Annotated in this window: 17 protein-coding genes and 2 pseudogenes; 16 read left to right on the top strand and 3 right to left on the bottom strand. The window is 62.9% G+C overall.

From position 1 onward, the window contains the following. Window positions 1–5: 5 nt before the first annotated feature. From KIT86_RS13955 to KIT86_RS13885, 15 genes are all read left to right on the top strand, one after another. Window positions 6–917, top strand: coding sequence for an acetaldehyde dehydrogenase (acetylating) (locus tag KIT86_RS13955; protein WP_297399348.1), 912 nt, complete (start codon window positions 6–8; stop codon window positions 915–917). 11 nt (window positions 918–928) lie between these two features. Next, complete coding sequence (gene dmpG / locus KIT86_RS13950) at window positions 929–1,972, top strand: 4-hydroxy-2-oxovalerate aldolase (RefSeq protein WP_297399346.1); 1,044 nt, start codon at window positions 929–931, stop codon at window positions 1,970–1,972. 9 nt (window positions 1,973–1,981) lie between these two features. Beyond that, a complete protein-coding gene (gene dmpH, locus KIT86_RS13945; protein ID WP_297399344.1) occupies window positions 1,982–2,773 on the top strand; it encodes a 2-oxo-3-hexenedioate decarboxylase in 792 nt (263 codons plus the stop codon). Window positions 2,774–2,802: 29 nt separating this feature from the next. Further along, on the top strand, window positions 2,803–2,994 hold the full coding sequence (locus KIT86_RS13940) for a 2-hydroxymuconate tautomerase (protein WP_297399342.1): 192 nt from the start codon (window positions 2,803–2,805) through the stop codon (window positions 2,992–2,994). 89 nt (window positions 2,995–3,083) lie between these two features. Further along, complete coding sequence (locus tag KIT86_RS13935; protein ID WP_297399340.1) at window positions 3,084–4,355, top strand: aromatic ring-hydroxylating dioxygenase subunit alpha; 1,272 nt, start codon at window positions 3,084–3,086, stop codon at window positions 4,353–4,355. A gap of 81 nt (window positions 4,356–4,436) precedes the next feature. Beyond that, window positions 4,437–4,970, top strand: a complete 534-nt coding sequence (locus KIT86_RS13930) for an aromatic-ring-hydroxylating dioxygenase subunit beta (protein WP_297399338.1) — start codon at window positions 4,437–4,439, stop codon at window positions 4,968–4,970. Between the two features lie 98 nt (window positions 4,971–5,068). Next, a complete protein-coding gene (locus KIT86_RS13925) occupies window positions 5,069–6,175 on the top strand; it encodes a thiolase family protein (protein ID WP_297399336.1) in 1,107 nt (368 codons plus the stop codon). A 23-nt stretch (window positions 6,176–6,198) separates the two neighbouring features. Beyond that, complete coding sequence (locus KIT86_RS13920) at window positions 6,199–6,645, top strand: OB-fold domain-containing protein (protein ID WP_297399334.1); 447 nt, start codon at window positions 6,199–6,201, stop codon at window positions 6,643–6,645. A 28-nt stretch (window positions 6,646–6,673) separates the two neighbouring features. After that, window positions 6,674–8,254: a class I adenylate-forming enzyme family protein gene (locus KIT86_RS13915; RefSeq protein WP_297399331.1), complete on the top strand. Its 1,581-nt coding sequence runs from the start codon at window positions 6,674–6,676 to the stop codon at window positions 8,252–8,254. Window positions 8,255–8,377: 123 nt separating this feature from the next. Beyond that, entirely contained in the window at window positions 8,378–9,538 is a 1,161-nt protein-coding gene (locus tag KIT86_RS13910; RefSeq protein WP_297399329.1) for an ABC transporter substrate-binding protein, read from the top strand. A gap of 6 nt (window positions 9,539–9,544) precedes the next feature. Then, window positions 9,545–10,417, top strand: a complete 873-nt coding sequence (locus KIT86_RS13905; RefSeq protein WP_275850115.1) for a branched-chain amino acid ABC transporter permease — start codon at window positions 9,545–9,547, stop codon at window positions 10,415–10,417. Beyond that, the gene (locus tag KIT86_RS13900; RefSeq protein ID WP_297399325.1) at window positions 10,417–11,457 is read left to right on the top strand and encodes a branched-chain amino acid ABC transporter permease; all 1,041 of its coding nucleotides are present in this window, start codon (window positions 10,417–10,419) and stop codon (window positions 11,455–11,457) included. The genes KIT86_RS13905 and KIT86_RS13900 overlap by 1 nt, the downstream gene beginning before the upstream one ends. Next, window positions 11,454–12,245 carry an ABC transporter ATP-binding protein gene (locus tag KIT86_RS13895; protein WP_297399323.1) on the top strand — a complete coding sequence of 264 codons (792 nt, stop codon included), beginning with the start codon at window positions 11,454–11,456 and terminating at the stop codon, window positions 12,243–12,245. Before KIT86_RS13900 ends, KIT86_RS13895 begins: the two co-directional genes overlap by 4 nt. An 80-nt stretch (window positions 12,246–12,325) precedes the next feature. Next, on the top strand, window positions 12,326–13,078 hold the full coding sequence (locus tag KIT86_RS13890; RefSeq protein ID WP_297399383.1) for an ABC transporter ATP-binding protein: 753 nt from the start codon (window positions 12,326–12,328) through the stop codon (window positions 13,076–13,078). 104 nt (window positions 13,079–13,182) lie between these two features. Then, entirely contained in the window at window positions 13,183–13,572 is a 390-nt protein-coding gene (locus tag KIT86_RS13885; protein ID WP_297399321.1) for a non-heme iron oxygenase ferredoxin subunit, read from the top strand. 153 nt (window positions 13,573–13,725) lie between these two features. Here the strand turns inward: KIT86_RS13885 and KIT86_RS13880 are convergent, their stop codons facing one another. After that, window positions 13,726–13,848, bottom strand: coding sequence for a hypothetical protein (locus KIT86_RS13880; protein WP_297399319.1), 123 nt, complete (start codon window positions 13,846–13,848; stop codon window positions 13,726–13,728). Then, a pseudogene (locus KIT86_RS13875) lies at window positions 13,844–13,988 on the bottom strand (DUF3363 domain-containing protein); the annotation flags it as partial. The pseudogene KIT86_RS13875 and the gene KIT86_RS13880, both read right to left, overlap by 5 nt. Between KIT86_RS13875 and KIT86_RS13870 the strand changes: the two are divergent. Beyond that, window positions 13,982–14,560: pseudogene (locus tag KIT86_RS13870) on the top strand (COG2958 family protein); the annotation flags it as partial. The pseudogenes KIT86_RS13875 and KIT86_RS13870 sit on opposite strands and share 7 nt — an antisense overlap. 4 nt (window positions 14,561–14,564) lie before the next feature. Here the strand turns inward: KIT86_RS13870 and KIT86_RS13865 are convergent. Next, a complete protein-coding gene (locus KIT86_RS13865) occupies window positions 14,565–14,855 on the bottom strand; it encodes a hypothetical protein (RefSeq protein WP_297399317.1) in 291 nt (96 codons plus the stop codon). Window positions 14,856–15,116 lie beyond the last annotated feature (261 nt).

The following is a 15,116-nucleotide window of genomic DNA, read 5'->3' as shown; positions in this document are numbered from 1 at the left end:
TTTTCATGCAGAAAATCAAATGCGCCTTGATCGGGCCTGGCAACATCGGCACCGATTTGCTGGCCAAACTCAAACGCAGCCCGGTACTCGAGCCCGTGTGGATGGTGGGCATTGACCCCGAGTCCGACGGCCTGAAAAGAGCCCGCGAGATGGGCATCAAGACCACCGCCGAGGGTGTCGATGGCCTGGTGCCGCACCTCAAAGCCGACGGCGTGCAGATCGTTTTCGACGCCACCAGCGCCTACGTGCACGCTGAGAACAGCCGCAAGGTCAATGCCGAGGGCGCCCTGATGATCGACCTCACGCCCGCGGCCATCGGGCCCTTTTGCGTGCCGCCCGTGAACCTGCGCGAGCACGTGGGCCGGCGTGAGATGAACGTGAACATGGTCACCTGCGGCGGCCAGGCCACCATCCCCATGGTGGCGGCGGTGGCGCGCGTGCAGCCGGTGGCCTATGGCGAGATCGTCGCCACCGTCTCGAGCAGGTCGGCCGGGCCGGGCACGCGCAAGAACATCGACGAATTCACCCGCACCACCGCGGGGGCGGTCGAGAAGGTGGGCGGGGCCAAGGTCGGCAAGGCGATCATCATCCTCAACCCGGCCGAGCCGCCGCTGATCATGCGCGACACCGTGCACTGCCTCACCGAGACCGAACCCGACCAGGCCGCGATCACCGAATCGATCCACGCCATGATCAACGAAGTGCAGAAGTACGTGCCCGGCTACAAGCTGGTGAACGGCCCGGTGTTCGACGGCAAGCGGGTGTCGGTGTTCATGGAAGTCGAAGGCCTGGGCGACTACCTGCCCAGGTACGCCGGCAACCTCGACATCATGACCGCCGCCGCCGCGCGCACCGCCGAAATGTTCGCTGAAGAAATCCTCAGCGGCGCTTTGACCCTCGAACCCGTTGCTGCCTGAAGGGACACACCATGAATCTTGCTGGAACCAAAATCACCGTCCACGACATGACCCTGCGCGACGGCATGCACCCCAAGCGTCACCTCATGACGCTCGAGCAGATGAAGAGCATCGCCTGCGGTCTCGACGCAGCCGGCATCCCGCTGATCGAAGTCACCCACGGCGACGGCCTCGGCGGCAGCTCGGTGAACTACGGCTTTCCGGCCCATACCGACGAGGAATACCTCTCCACCGTGATTCCGCTGATGAAGCAGGCCAAGGTCTCGGCGCTGCTGCTGCCAGGCATAGGCACCGTCGATCACCTCAAGATGGCGCGCGAGCTGGGCGTGCACACCATCCGCGTGGCCACGCATTGCACCGAGGCCGACGTGTCCGAGCAGCACATCACGATGGCGCGCAAGATGGACATGGACACGGTGGGCTTCCTCATGATGGCCCACATGAACAGCCCCGAAGGTCTGGTCAAGCAGGCCAAGCTGATGGAGAGCTACGGCGCCAACTGCATCTACGTCACCGACTCCGCCGGCCACTTGCTGCCCGACGGCGTGAAGGCGCGCCTGAGCGCGGTGCGTGATGCGCTCAAGCCCGAAACCGAGCTCGGCTTTCACGGCCACCACAACCTCGCAATGGGTGTGGCCAACTCCATTGCGGCGATCGAAGTGGGTGCACGGCGCATCGACGCCGCGGCAGCGGGACTGGGCGCCGGCGCGGGCAACACGCCCATGGAAGTGCTCGTGGCCGTGTGCGACCTCATGGGCATCCAAACCGGCGTGGACGTGGCCAAGATCACCGACGTGGCTGAAGACCTGGTGGTGCCCATCATGGACTTCCCGATCCGCATCGACCGCGACGCGCTGACGCTAGGCTATGCGGGGGTGTACGGCTCCTTCCTGCTGTTTGCCAAGCGCGCCGCGGCCAAGTACGGCATCCCTGCGCGCGAAATCCTGGTGGAGCTGGGCCGGCGCGGCATGGTCGGCGGCCAGGAAGACATGATCGAAGACACGGCCCTGACCATGGCCAAGGAACGCGGCCTGATCCCCGCCAAGGCAGCCTGAGGAGCGGCGATGAGCACATTGGACAAAGCTGCCATCGCCCAGTTGGCAGAGCACCTCGAGAACTGCCAGCTCAATGCGCAGGACACACCCAAGATCACCGACCAGCACCCCGGCATGGACTGGGACGACGCCTACGACGTGCAGGACGCCGTGCTCGCGCGCAAGACGGCGCGCGGCGCGCGTGTGGTCGGCTACAAGGCCGGGCTGACCTCGTTTGCCAAGATGAAGCAAATGGGCGTGAGCGAGCCGGTGTTCGGCTTTCTCGTCGATGAGTTCGCGGTGTCCGAGGGCGCGGTCATCAAGGTGAGCGAACTCATCCACCCGAAGGTCGAGCCCGAGATCTGTTTCGTCACCAAGACCGCGCTCAAAGGACCGGGCTGCCACGTGGGTGCCGTGCTCGCGGCGTGTGACTTCGTGCTCGCCGGTATCGAAGTCATTGATAGCCGTTACCGCGACTTCAAATTCGACGCCAAGAGCGTGATCGCCGACAACACCTCGGCCGCGCGCTTCGTCGTCGGCAGCCGCATCGCGGATGCGCAAGACCTCGACCTGCGCACGCTCGGCGTGGTGCTCGAGAAAAACGGCGTGCCCGTGGCCTTCGGTGCCGGCGCGGCCGTGGTCGGCAACCCCGCCGCAGCGGTGGCCATGCTCGTCAACCACCTGGCCGCACGCGGCCAGGAACTGCCGGCGGGCAGCCTGGTGCTCTCGGGCGGCATCACCGAAGCCGTGGCCGTGCAGGCCGGCGACGCTGTCACGCTCAAGGTGCAAAACCTGGGCAGCGTGGGGCTGCGCTTCGTCTGATTCGCGCGGTTTTTACCAAGGAGCTTTCCATGCCATTTGCACAGATTTATTTGCTCGAGGGTCGTACCGAAGAGCAAAAGCGCGCTGTGATCCAAAAGGTGACCCAGGCATTGCATGAAGCGCTGGGGTCGCCCAAGGAAAACGTGCGCGTATGGATACACGACATGCCCAAGGAGAACTGGGGCATCGCAGGTGTCAGCGCCAAGGACCTGGGGCGCTAAAAGAGAAAGCGCGTGTGCTTTGGCGGCGCACCGCCGTCAGAAGTTTTATTTGTCTGTAGGCCAATGTCGGCCGTTGAAAGGAGAATGTTATGGCGACCCAAACTACTGTTAGTTTCAAAGCTGTCCCTGACGTGGCAGCTTTGATCGAAAAAGACCGCATCCGTACCAGCGTCTATACCAGCGAGGCGCTGTTCGAACAGGAGATAAAGAAAATTTTCCACGGCGGCTGGGTATTCGTGGGACACGACTCGGAAATCCCAACCGCCGGTGAATATGTGCGCCGCAAACTGGGTCTTGAAGAGGTGTTGATGGTGCGCCAGCGTGATGATTCGATCTCCGTAATCGTCAATCGCTGCACGCACCGTGGCAACATGCTACGTGTTGAAGCGCACGGCAAGGACAAGTATTTCAATTGCGTATACCACGGTTGGGTGTTCGATGTAGGTGGTTCGCTGAAGGATGTTCCGTATCCTGGAGGCTTCAAAAAAGACAAATGCGAGTTGAGTCTGCGCAAGCTGCGCACCGAGAGCTACCGCGGCTTCGTGTTCGCAAGCTTCAAGGACGACGTGCCCCCGCTGTCCGAACACCTGGGGCGCGCAAAGATTCTGCTCGATCGTTCCTGCGACATGTCGCCCACGGGGCGCATCAAGCTCACGGCCGGCTGGGCCAAGCAGCGCTTTGCCTCGAACTGGAAGATGCTGCCCGAAAACGACACCGACGGCTACCATGTCAACGACGTGCACGCCTCGTTCGCACAGGTCATCCGCTCGCAATATGACAATGCCGCGATCGCCAGCGAAGAAAGCCTGAAGTCGGAAACCAAGGACTGGGGCAATGGTCATACCGAGCTGTATTTCTCGCCCACCTACAAACGGGATCTGGAGTGGCTCAACACCAGCGCCGACCGTTACCCCGAATACGCTGCGCAGATGAAGACTTTCCACGGCGACGCCAAGGCAGACCAGATTCTGCGGGACGGACCGCCGCACGCAGCCATCTTCCCGAACCTGTTCCTGGGCGAGATGAACATCGTCATCTTCCAGCCCGTGAGCGCGCACGAGTGCATCCAGTGGCACACGCCCATGCTGCTCGAAGGGGCCTCCGACGAAATCAACGCGCGCATCATCCGCAATTCCGAAGGCGCCATGGGCCCGGCCGCCTTCTTGCTTGCCGACGACAGCGTGATCTCTGAGCGTCAGCAGATCGCTATGCGCGGCGAAGACGCCTGGCTGGACCTCTCTCGCGGACTGAACCGCGAGCATGTCGATGACATGGGTGTGGTCGTGAGTCACATCACCGACGAGACGACCAACCGAGGTTTCTGGAACCACTACAAGAAGGTCATGACGGAGACGGACTGAACCCAGTTGCTGCGCCAGACAGAAAACATCTTCTCTTATCCATCACCGTGCGCCACAGTCTAGCGCACCAGGAGCACTGACATGACAACGATGACAGCCACGAAAGAACAAACCGCGACCAGCCCGGTCAGCGAGAGCGAATACCGCATGGTGTGCGACTTCCTCTATACAGAAGCGCGCCTTGCCGACGAGTCGCGCTACCTCGAATGGGAGGCGTTGGTCGAGGACGACATGGTCTATTGGGTGCCGCTGGGCGAGGGCGACTTCGACATGAACAAGCATGTCTCCATGATCGCCGACAACCGCTCGCGCCTGCGTACGCGCGTCGCGCAGCTGGCCACCGGCAAGCGCCACGCCCAGGTGCCGGTGTCGCCCATGCGCCGCCTGCTCAGCAACATCGAGGTGCAGCGTCTGTCCGACGACAGCTGGAAAGCGCAATGCAACTTCGTGCTCTACGAGTTACGCAAGTCTTCCACGGGCAAGCTGGAAGTCTGGCCTGGCCGCGTTGAATACCACCTGCGCCGTCGCGCCGACGGCAGCCTGGGCATGTTCTTCAAGAAGGTCATGCTCGTCAACGGCGAGGAAGACGTGCCCAGCCTGGCATTCATCATCTGAGGCCTGCCATGGCGAAATCTTCGACGCAAAAACCCCAGGGGAAAGCAGCCATCACGGGTTTGGGTTTCAGCGCCATGTCGCGCCAGCCCATAGGCAGCGTGCGCGAGCTGGCCGCATCGGCCATCCTCGCGGCGATTGCCGATGCCGGCCTGCGGGTCAAGGACATCGACGGTCTGCTGCTGAACAAAAGCCCCACCGCGCACACGGAAGAACTGCCGCTGCGCATGCAAAACGACATCGGTCTGCGCGACCTCTCTTTGCTCGCTGCCATGGATTCGGAAGGCTCCACCGCTGTGCAGATGGTGCAGTACGCTGCGCTGGCCGTCGCGGCAGGGCTTGCCAAGGCGGTCGTCTGCGTGTTCTCTGACACGCCGATCAAGGAAAAGGGCAAGGGCGGCGGCGACACCTTCGCCCTGGCCATGCCTTTGTCCGGCATCGAGAGCTGGGAGGCGCGGCAGGGCTTTCTTGGCGCGACGGCGGGCTATGCCCTTGCGGCGCGCCGGCACATGGCGCTGTACGGCACCACGCCGGAGCAACTCGGCGCCTACGCCATCGCCTGCCGCCAATGGGCAGCGCTAAATCCGCAGGCTTTTTTGCGCAAGCCGATCACGCTGCAAGACTATTTGGCCTCGCCCTACGTGGTCGAGCCGTTTCGCGTGCTCGACTGCTGCTTTCCGGTCAACGGGGCGATCGCGCTCGTGGTCACTTCGGCGGATCGCGCTGCCGATGCACCCAAACCACCCACCTACATCCATGGCATGGGGCAGGGGCACCGCGGCCGCTCGGGCCTGCGTGGCGATGAGCCCGAAGTGCTGACGGGCGCGGTGCAGGCGGGCAAGGCCGCGTACCGCAGCGCGGGCGTCACGGCACGCGATGTGACGCAGTGCCAGTTCTACGACGCCTTTTCTTACGCGGGCGTGCTGAGCCTCGAAGGCTACGGCCTTGCCAAACGCGGCACGGGCGGCGCCTTCCTCGAGCGCGGCCACACCGCGCCGGGCGGCAAGCTGCCGGTCAATACGGGTGGAGGTCATCTGTCGGGCTTTTACCTGCAAGGCATGACGCCGTTGTCCGAGGCCGTGATCCAGGCGCGGGGCGCCGGCGGCGAGCGCCAGGCCAAGAACGACCTGATCCTGGTCAGTGGCAATGGCGGCTGCCTCGATTACCACACCTGTGTGCTGGTGAGCCCGCACCCGAAGCTGCACTGAGTGTGCCACCAGGAGAACACCGAATGGAAGCCATCGAACTGCACCGCTACGACGAGGAGTTCCTCGCCGGCATCGCCAAAAAGCAGCTGCTGATCGCCGTGAACCAGAAGACCGGCGCCGCGCTGGACTACCACTGGCGCGGCTGGTGCGCCCAGCAAGATCCGAACGTGCGCTGGCTGCGCGCGAGCGGCAAAGGCGAGCTCTTGTCCTATACGGTCACGCGCCGCGCCTACTCGCCCGACTTTCCCGTGCCGCTGGTGCATGGCCTGGTCGAGCTCGAAGAAGGCCCGCGCCTGATCTGCCGCATCGAGACCGATGCACCCGAGAGTGTGCAAGTGGGTATGACTCTCAAAGCAACTTTTGACAACAAGGGCTTGATTTTTCGCACTGCACGCAGTCGCGCGGTACACATTGCCGGACGCAGAACTGGCCGCACCACCGTAAACCAAAGCAAGACCACGACCGCTTGATCTGAAGAAAACAAGGAGACGCTTTTCCATGCTACCCCGCGACATGATTCGGCGCTGTGCGCAGAACTATCCGAACAAGACCGCCTACCTGTGCGGCAACCGCAGCGCCACTTGGCGCCAGATGCACGAGCGCTCCGACCGCTTTGCCGTGACCCTGCAAAAGCTTGGCCATCGCAAGGACGACACAGTCGCCATCCTCACGCAGGAAACCATAGAAGTCTATGAACACTTCTTCGCCTGCATGAAGATAGGTGCGCCGCGCGTGGGTCTGAACACCCAATACGCCTGGCCCGAAATGCTGCACGTGCTCGAAGACAGCGACACCAGGTACCTGCTCGTGGAGGGGCGCTGCAAGCACCTGATTGCAGAGCACCTGGGCGAGATCGCCGCTTTGGGCATCACGCTGATCGGCTACGGCGAAGGCCACGGCCTGCCGCTGGACTACGAGCAATTGCTCGCGCAGGCGCAAGGTGAGCCCGTCTGGCCAACGCTTGCGGGCGACGACGTGCTGTTCATCAGCTACACCTCGGGCACCACCGGCGTGCCCAAGGGCGTGCTGCTTACGCACGAGGGCGGCGCCAACTGCATCCTGCACTCGCTGATCCAGTTCGGCTTCAGCACGGACGATGTGTGGTACATGCCCGCGGCTTCGGCCTGGGTCGTGGTCATTTTGAACTCTCTGGGCCTAGGCAATGGCATGACCATGGTGTTGCCAGATGGCGCATTCCAGCTGCAGAACTATCTGCACGACGTGGAGCGCTTCAAGGTCACCGTGGGCCTGCTCGTGCCGACCATGCTGCAGCGGGCCATCGCCGAAGTGCGCGCCAATCCGGGTTATGACCTGTCATCGCTGCGCATGATGATGTATGGCTCATCCCCGGCCACGCCCAAGCTCATTCGTGATGCCAAAGACACCTTCAAGGTGGCCTTGATACAGACCTACGCCATGACCGAGGCCACGGGCGGTTGGATCAGCTACCTCACCGACAAGGACCACGACCTCGCGCTGCGCGAAGAGCCGAGCCTGCTGAAATCGGTCGGCCGCATCGGTATCCATTACGACTGCACCATCCGCGACGGCGAGGGCGCCATATTGCCTCCGGGCGAGGTGGGCGAGGTCTGGCTGCGCGGCAACACGCTGATGAAAGGCTACCGCAACCTGCCCGAAGCTACGGCCGAGGCCCTGCCCGACGGCTGGCTGCGCACCAACGACATCGGCCGTCTCGATGAACGCGGTTATCTGTATCTGATGGATCGCCAGAAGTTCCTCATCATTACGGGCGCCGTAAACGTGTTCCCGACCACGGTCGAAGCCGTACTGGTCGAGCATCCGGCGGTCGAAGAGGTGGCCGTGGTCGGCGTGCCGCACCCCGAATGGGGCGAGGCCGTGGTCGCAGCGGTCGTCAAGCGTGCAGGGCACGAGCAAGCCACGGCGGCAGAGCTCATCGACTTCTGCCACGGCAAGCTCAGCCGCCCCGAGACACCCAAGCACGTGGTGTTCGTGGACACACTGCCCAAGACCTCGAACGCCAAGCTCAAGAAAAATGAGATCAAGGCTTGGTTGAGTTCTGAACCGGGACTAGTGCCTTGGAACACGCAGGTCGAATGAAAAGAAAATGAAGTCCTCGGGAGCAGGGCTGACGCCGCGAGCATCCTTCAAGAGTTTTTCAACGGGATTCTTTCCGGATGAGCCGGAGAGAACCCAAAACATCGAAAGTAAAAGGAGACTATGATGAAAAATCGTTTTACCAAACGCTTGGCGACCACACTTGCATTGACTGCTTCGGCGCTGCTCGCCCTCCCGGCCTGGGCGCAGGCCAAGCCACCTCTGAAGATCGGCGCCTATCTTTCCGTGACTGGGCCTGCGTCCTATCTGGGTGAGGGTGCTATGAAGACCGTGGAAATGTATGTGGACATGATCAATGCGGGTGGTGGCATTGATGGCCGCAAGATCGAACTGTTTCGCTACGATGACGAATCCAGCCCGCCACGTGCGAACACGCTCGTCAAGCGCATGCTCGACAACGATGGCGTGCAGGTGATCATAGGCGGCTCTACCACCGGGACGACTATGTCGGCGGTGCCGTTGGTCGAGCGAGCCGGTGTTCCCATGTTGTCGCTCGCCGGCGGAACGGTGATCATCGACCCTGTGAAGAAGTTCGTCTTCAAGATGAACCAGACGGACGCCATGGCCGTCACGCGCCTGTACGACCACATGCGCAAAAGCGGCCTGGTCAACGTGGGTGTGATCGCGGGCACGGACGCGTTCGGACGGGCCTGTTTGGCTGCGGCACAGGAAGTGGCGCCGCAAAAAGGCATCAAGATCGTGCGCGAAGAGTCTTTCAACGTCAAAGACACCGACATGACAGCGCAACTGACCAACCTGCGCCAGGCACCAGGCATTCAGACGATTCTGAACTGTGGTTTTGGTGAGCCGGCCGTCATCGTCGCCAAGAACTACAGGCAACTCGGTATTCCCCTGCCGCATTACGGCACGCATGCGCTGGCTTCCGATACCTTCGTCAAGCTTGCTGGCGATGCCGCGGAGCATATGATCATGACGAACGGTTCTATACTGGTATGGAATCAAATTCCCGCCAACAACCCACAGCAGGGTGTGATTCAGGCCTATGTCAAAGCCTATCAAGCAAAGTACAACGAGGTTCCATCGTACTTTGCTGGCAATGCCCATGATGCCATGCTGCTGATCCGCGAGGCTGTGCAGCGCACCGGCAGCGTCGATCCGGCCAAGCTGCGCGATGCGATCGAAGCCAGCTCCGTGCTCGGCGTGACCGGGCCCTTCAAGATGAGCCCGACGGATCACGTGGGCTTGACGGCCGCATCGCTGCGCATCGTGCAGGTCAAGGATGGGCGTTGGAAGCTGCAGGAGTAAGTGCACATGGACGCTTTCATTCAGTTTCTGTCCTCGGGCCTCACGGAGGGGGCGCGCTATGCCTTGGTGGCGCTGGGCTTCACGCTGATCTACAACGCCAGCGGAGCGCTCAATTTTGCCCAGGGTGAGTCGGTCATGATCGGAGGCATGGTCACGGCCGTGCTGCTGCAGACGCAGATGCCCTTCTGGCTGGCCGTGCTGCTCGCGGTGCTCGCGGGCCTGGTGGTGTCTTTGCTGCTGCAGCGGGTGTTCACCTACACCCTGCAGCGTTCGGGGGTGCTGCAGGTGATCATCCTCACGGTGGCCTTCGGCATCATGTTACGCGGTCTGGCCCATGCGTTGTGGGGCACGCAGACGCGCTCGATCCCGGCGTTCAGCGGCAGCGAGCCTTTGCGCATTGGCGGTGCCACGATACTGCCGCAGGCCTTGTGGGTGATGGGCATCACGGCCGTGGTGCTGGCCGGGCTGGCCTGGTTTTTTCGCCACAGCCGCACCGGGCGCGGCTTTGTTGCCGCCTCGCTGGACCCGACCACTGCGCAGCTCATGGGCATAGACGTCAAGCGTGTGCTGCTGCTGGCCTTTGGCCTGTCGGGCGTGCTGGGCGCGATCGGTGGCATCGTCACCGCGCCCATCACCTACACCTATGCCGACGTGGGCGTGATGGTGGGCCTCAAAGGCATCATCGCCGCGATCATCGGCGGCATGGGCAGCCCTTGGGGAGCGGTGTTCGGCGGTTTTGCGATCGGCCTGGCCGAAGCCATGACGGCGGGCTATGTGTCGTCCGCCTACAAGGATGCCGTGCCTTTCGTGATGATCGTGCTGCTGTTCATGGTCAAGCCCACTGGCTTGTTTGGCCGCCGGCGTGTGGAGCGTGTGTGATGGGAGTGATGGAATCTATGGCCCTTGCGGGTAAACCTTCGAAGGGGCGCGCGGGTGAAGGCGCCGCCCGTGGCGCAAGACATGGTGCGGCGCGCACGGCGTGGTTCGCGGCCCTTGCGTTGCTTGCTGCGGTGGCGTTTCCGTTGCTGGTGCCCAATCCGTTCTATCTGGCGGTGGCCAACCTGGTGTTCATCAACGCCGCCGTGGCCGTGTCGCTGACCTTGATGATAGGCACCACGGGGCAGCTGAGCCTGGGCCATGCGGCATTTTTTGCCAGCGGCGCGTATCTGTCGGCGTATCTCTCGACCATGCAGAACTGGCCGGTGCTGCTGGCCATCGTCTGTGCCGTTGGCGGCACGGTGCTGCTGGCCTGGCTCGTGGGACGGCTGTTTCTCAAGCTGTCGGGCTATTACCTCGCGGTGGCCACGCTGGGTGTGGGCTTTTTGCTTGGCATCGTGTTGCGCAACGAGCCGCAGTGGAGCGGCGGGCCGGACGGCATGTCCGTCAATCCGCTCACGCTCGCCGGCCACACCCTGCAAGGCGACGCCGCCTGGTACGGCGTGCTGTTGCTGGTGCTGGTGCTGACGGTGCTCGCCTCGGTCAATCTGCTGCGCTCTCCGGCGGGGCGCGCGCTGCGCGCGCTGCACGACGCCGAGATTGCTGCCACCACCATGGGCGTCGATGTGCAGAGCTACAAGGTGCGCATCTTCGTGTTTTCTGCGGCGATTGCCGGATTCATGGGTGCCCTGTATGCGCATTACTCGGGTTTTGTCACGCCGGATGCGGCTTCGTTTCTGCATTCCGTGCAATTCCTGATGATGGCCGTAGTGGGCGGCATAGGCTCCATCGCCGGGGCCGTGCTGGGCGCCGGCATCGTGACGCTGCTGCCGCACCTGCTGGCCAAGGCGGCCGAGTATGAGACCCTGGTGGTGGGCGGCATTCTGTTTGCGGTGGTGCTGCTCATGCCGCGCGGCATCGTGCCGACGCTGCGCGAACGCTGGCTCGCGCGCCGCACTGCGCACCCGGAGATAGGCACATGAGCGCCGTCCTGCAAAGCCTTGCGGCAGAAAACGACATCGTGCGCCTCGAAGGCGTGCACAAGGACTTTGGCGGCCCCAAGGTGCTCGAAAACGTCACGTTCTCCTTGAGTCAGGGGCATGTGCACTCGCTCATCGGCCCCAATGGCGCAGGCAAGACGACGCTGCTCAACATCGTGAGCTGCCTTTACCGCCCGAGCGCCGGGCGGGTGCTGATCGACGGCCACGACACCGCCAAGCTGGCGCCCCATGAACTCGCCACGCTGGGCGTCTGTCGCACTTTCCAGAACCTCAAGATCTGCCGCAACATGACGGTGCGCGAAAACATCCTGCTGGGCGCGCACGTCGGTCTGCAGGGCGGGCTCTGGGCCGGGATTTTGCGTCTGCCTGCGCTCATACGGCGCGACCGCGAGCTGAGTGACAAGGTGGAGGAGTTGCTTGCCTTGGTGGGACTGGACGTTTCTCCCGACAGCTTGCCAGACGCCATGTCCTACGGTGCGCTCAAGCGACTGGAACTCGCGCGGGCGCTGATCCGCACGCCGCGCCTGCTGTTGCTCGACGAACCCGCCGCGGGGCTCAACCCGAGTGAAAAAGTCGAGATGGGGCGCATCATCGAACGTCTGGCCGCGCAGCACATCACGGTGGTGTTGATCGAGCACGACATGAAACTCGTGATGGGCGTGTCCGACCACGTGGTCGTGCTCAACTATGGCCGCTGCATCGCGCAGGGCACACCGGCCGAGGTGGCGCGCGATCCGGACGTGATAGCGGCCTATCTGGGCACCAAATGAATTCCCCGATACCCGTATCCAAGGAGTCATCTATGACGCAGCCTATTTCCGATGCCTCTCGCGCCACGGGCGCACAGCCGCTGCTGCGCTTGCGCGGCGTCAACAGCTGTTATGGCCACATCCAGTGCCTGCACGGCGTGAGCCTGGAGGTCATGCCAGGGCAGTTGGTGGCGCTGGTGGGCAGCAACGGTGCGGGCAAAACCACCCTGCTCAAAACCATCTCGGGCCTGCAGCCCCTGCGCGGTGGCAGCATTGAGCTGGACGGCCAGCCCCTAGGCAAGCTGCCGGCACATCGGCGCGTCGGGCGTGGCATTGCACACTGCCCGGAGGGCCGTTGCGTTTTCGGTGACCTGTCCGTCGATGAGAACCTGCGCCTGGGCGGGCAAACCCGCCCCAAGGCAGAAGTCGAGCGCGAGCTCGAACGCATGTACCAGCTGTTCCCCGCGCTCGCGAACCGGCGCAAGGAACATGCGGGGTTGCTCTCGGGCGGTCAGCAGCAGATGCTCGCGATCGGGCGGGCACTGATGAGCCAGCCGCGTCTGCTGCTGCTCGACGAGCCTTCGATGGGATTGGCGCCGCTGATCGTCGAGGATGTGTTTTCCATCATCGCGAACCTGCAGCGCGACGGCATGACCATCCTGCTCGTGGAGCAAAACGCGCACGAGGCGCTACCGCTTGCCGATTGGGCCTATGTGCTAGAAAGCGGGCGCATCGCCCATGAGGGACGCGGCGCGGCGCTCATGGACGACCCGATGGTGCGCGCCGCCTATCTGGGGCTGGGCGTGGACGAGGACGCTCTGTGCGCGGATGAGCCGCTGTTGAAGGCAACCTGATGCACCCCGTGATTCACCTGTTGCAGCGAAGCGACTGGGTATGATGCCTGCCCTTTGCGGGCCGGGTTGACGGGCGGCCCGTTTTCTTTCTTGTTTTTGGTTTTATGAGCACTTCTGTTTCTTCATCTACACCCCAAGCGCAAGGCGAGGGCGCTGCGCCTGCGTACACTTTCATTGCCCGCACCAGCGAGGTCGAGCCTGATTACGCGCTGCAGGTGCAGGTCGAAGGCCGGCCGCCGCTGGCCGTGGTGTGCCTCGAGGGCGAATACTTCGTCATGGACGACACTTGTACGCATGGAGATGCCTCCATGTCCGATGGCGAGATCGTCGGCTGCGAGATTGAGTGCCCGTTTCACGCCGGGCGCTTTGACATCCGCACCGGCGCAGCGACCGCTCATCCCTGTAGCAAGGCCTTGACGATCTACCCCGTCAAGGTCGAAAACGATCAGGTGTTCGCTGCGCTTGATGCTGGACACTGCGCGGACGGTGCATAACGTGCGGTAACCCAAACGTTCATGCTAGGATATCAGCCTCAGTAGAAAACCCTCGAGGTATTGGCGCGGCCTGTGTGTGAACTGCTGCGCCGAAGCCTCCGCGTGGCCATCCATCGGCAACGTAGAGTACTATACCCAGACTTTCGTCCGCCCTCAAAACCCCCGCACCACCTGCAGCGCATCCTCGATGCGCTCCACCGGTTGGATGGTCATGCCTTCCAGCGTCCTGGCCAGCGCGGCATCCCCCTTCTTGGGCAGGTTGGCTTGGGGTACCACCGCGCACTGTTGCCGCGAGCTTCTGACCCTGCCGCTGTTCGATCACTGGCTTCCATGGCACCACGGCTGAACCCCATGCCGTCATCGAGCATAGCGTAGCGTCCGCTGGCGAGCATGACGGAGCGTCGATAGATATCCGCTGCTGTCGCAGTATCTGTGGGAGGAGTTCGGTGTGTTCTCCAAACGCATTGACGAGAAGCGTTCGTCGAACAAGCGCGGCCCCAACGGCAACCGCTGGCTGTACCCGGACGTGGTCGGCATGGAAGATCTGGGCGCGGACTGACACCAGGAGGTGCGCGACTGCGTCAACCAGTATTCCGACAAGCGCACCAAGCTGTGGTCGTTCGAGGTCAAGTTGCTGATCAACCGCTCGAACGTGCGCGAATGCTTTTTTCAGGCGGTGTCGAATTCGTCGTGGGCCAATTTCGGCTATCTGGTCGCGGCGGAAATCGGCGGCACCGATACGCTGAAGGAACTGCGGATGCTGTTCGCCGCCCGCGGCATCGGCTTCATCAAGCTGGACGTGGACAACCCTGCCGACAGTCAGGTGCTGATTCCGGCGCGCGAGCGCGACGAGATTGATTGGGACATGGCCAATCGGCTGGCCACGGAGAACCGGGATTTTCTGGAATACGTGAAGCTGGTGAAGCAGTTCTACCAGACCGGCGAGGCGCGCCCAGCGGACTGGGACGTTCCCGAACTGGACGATTGACCGCCTATTCCAGGTGGCCGACGACGTCGAGGCGTTCGTCGCCGCGCTGAAACGCACCGAACCAGCCGTCGAGCGAGTCGGCGCGGGTGCGGCTCACCAGCAGCGTGAACCCCTCGCAGCCGCGCCCTTTGGCGGTGGCGAAGTCGGTGGTGTCGAATTTGGCCTCGCGCACCAACGTCGTGGCCACCGACTTCATGGCCGATTCGAACAGGTCGAGCAGATGGTCTTGCAGGCTGGCGTCGATGTTGCGCGAAGTCACGTCGTCGATGACGGCGTGCTTGAATCGGTTACTCATGGTCAATGCTCCGTGGTGGGTACGGATGTCATGAACGCGCTGTTCGGTCTGAAAGCCAAGCGCATTCGGGATGGAATGAGCAGGTGTTGCGAAGTCGCCAAGCGCTGATTACTTGGGGGCAGATGTCAACTCACTGACCCACACCTGCAACGCCCTCAGTTGCTCGGCGTTCTCATGGCAGGTCTGGTAGTTGGCGGCAACGGTCCCGGCGACGGCAGAGAGCGCAATGCCTGCGGCGGCCGCATCAGCATCTCGGGCGGA

The organism is Hydrogenophaga sp. (assembly GCF_026125825.1).
GTDB lineage: Bacteria > Pseudomonadota > Gammaproteobacteria > Burkholderiales > Burkholderiaceae_C > Hydrogenophaga.
The sequence above is the reverse complement of the archived record's forward strand: the minus strand, read 5'-3'. Positions and strand labels throughout refer to the sequence as shown.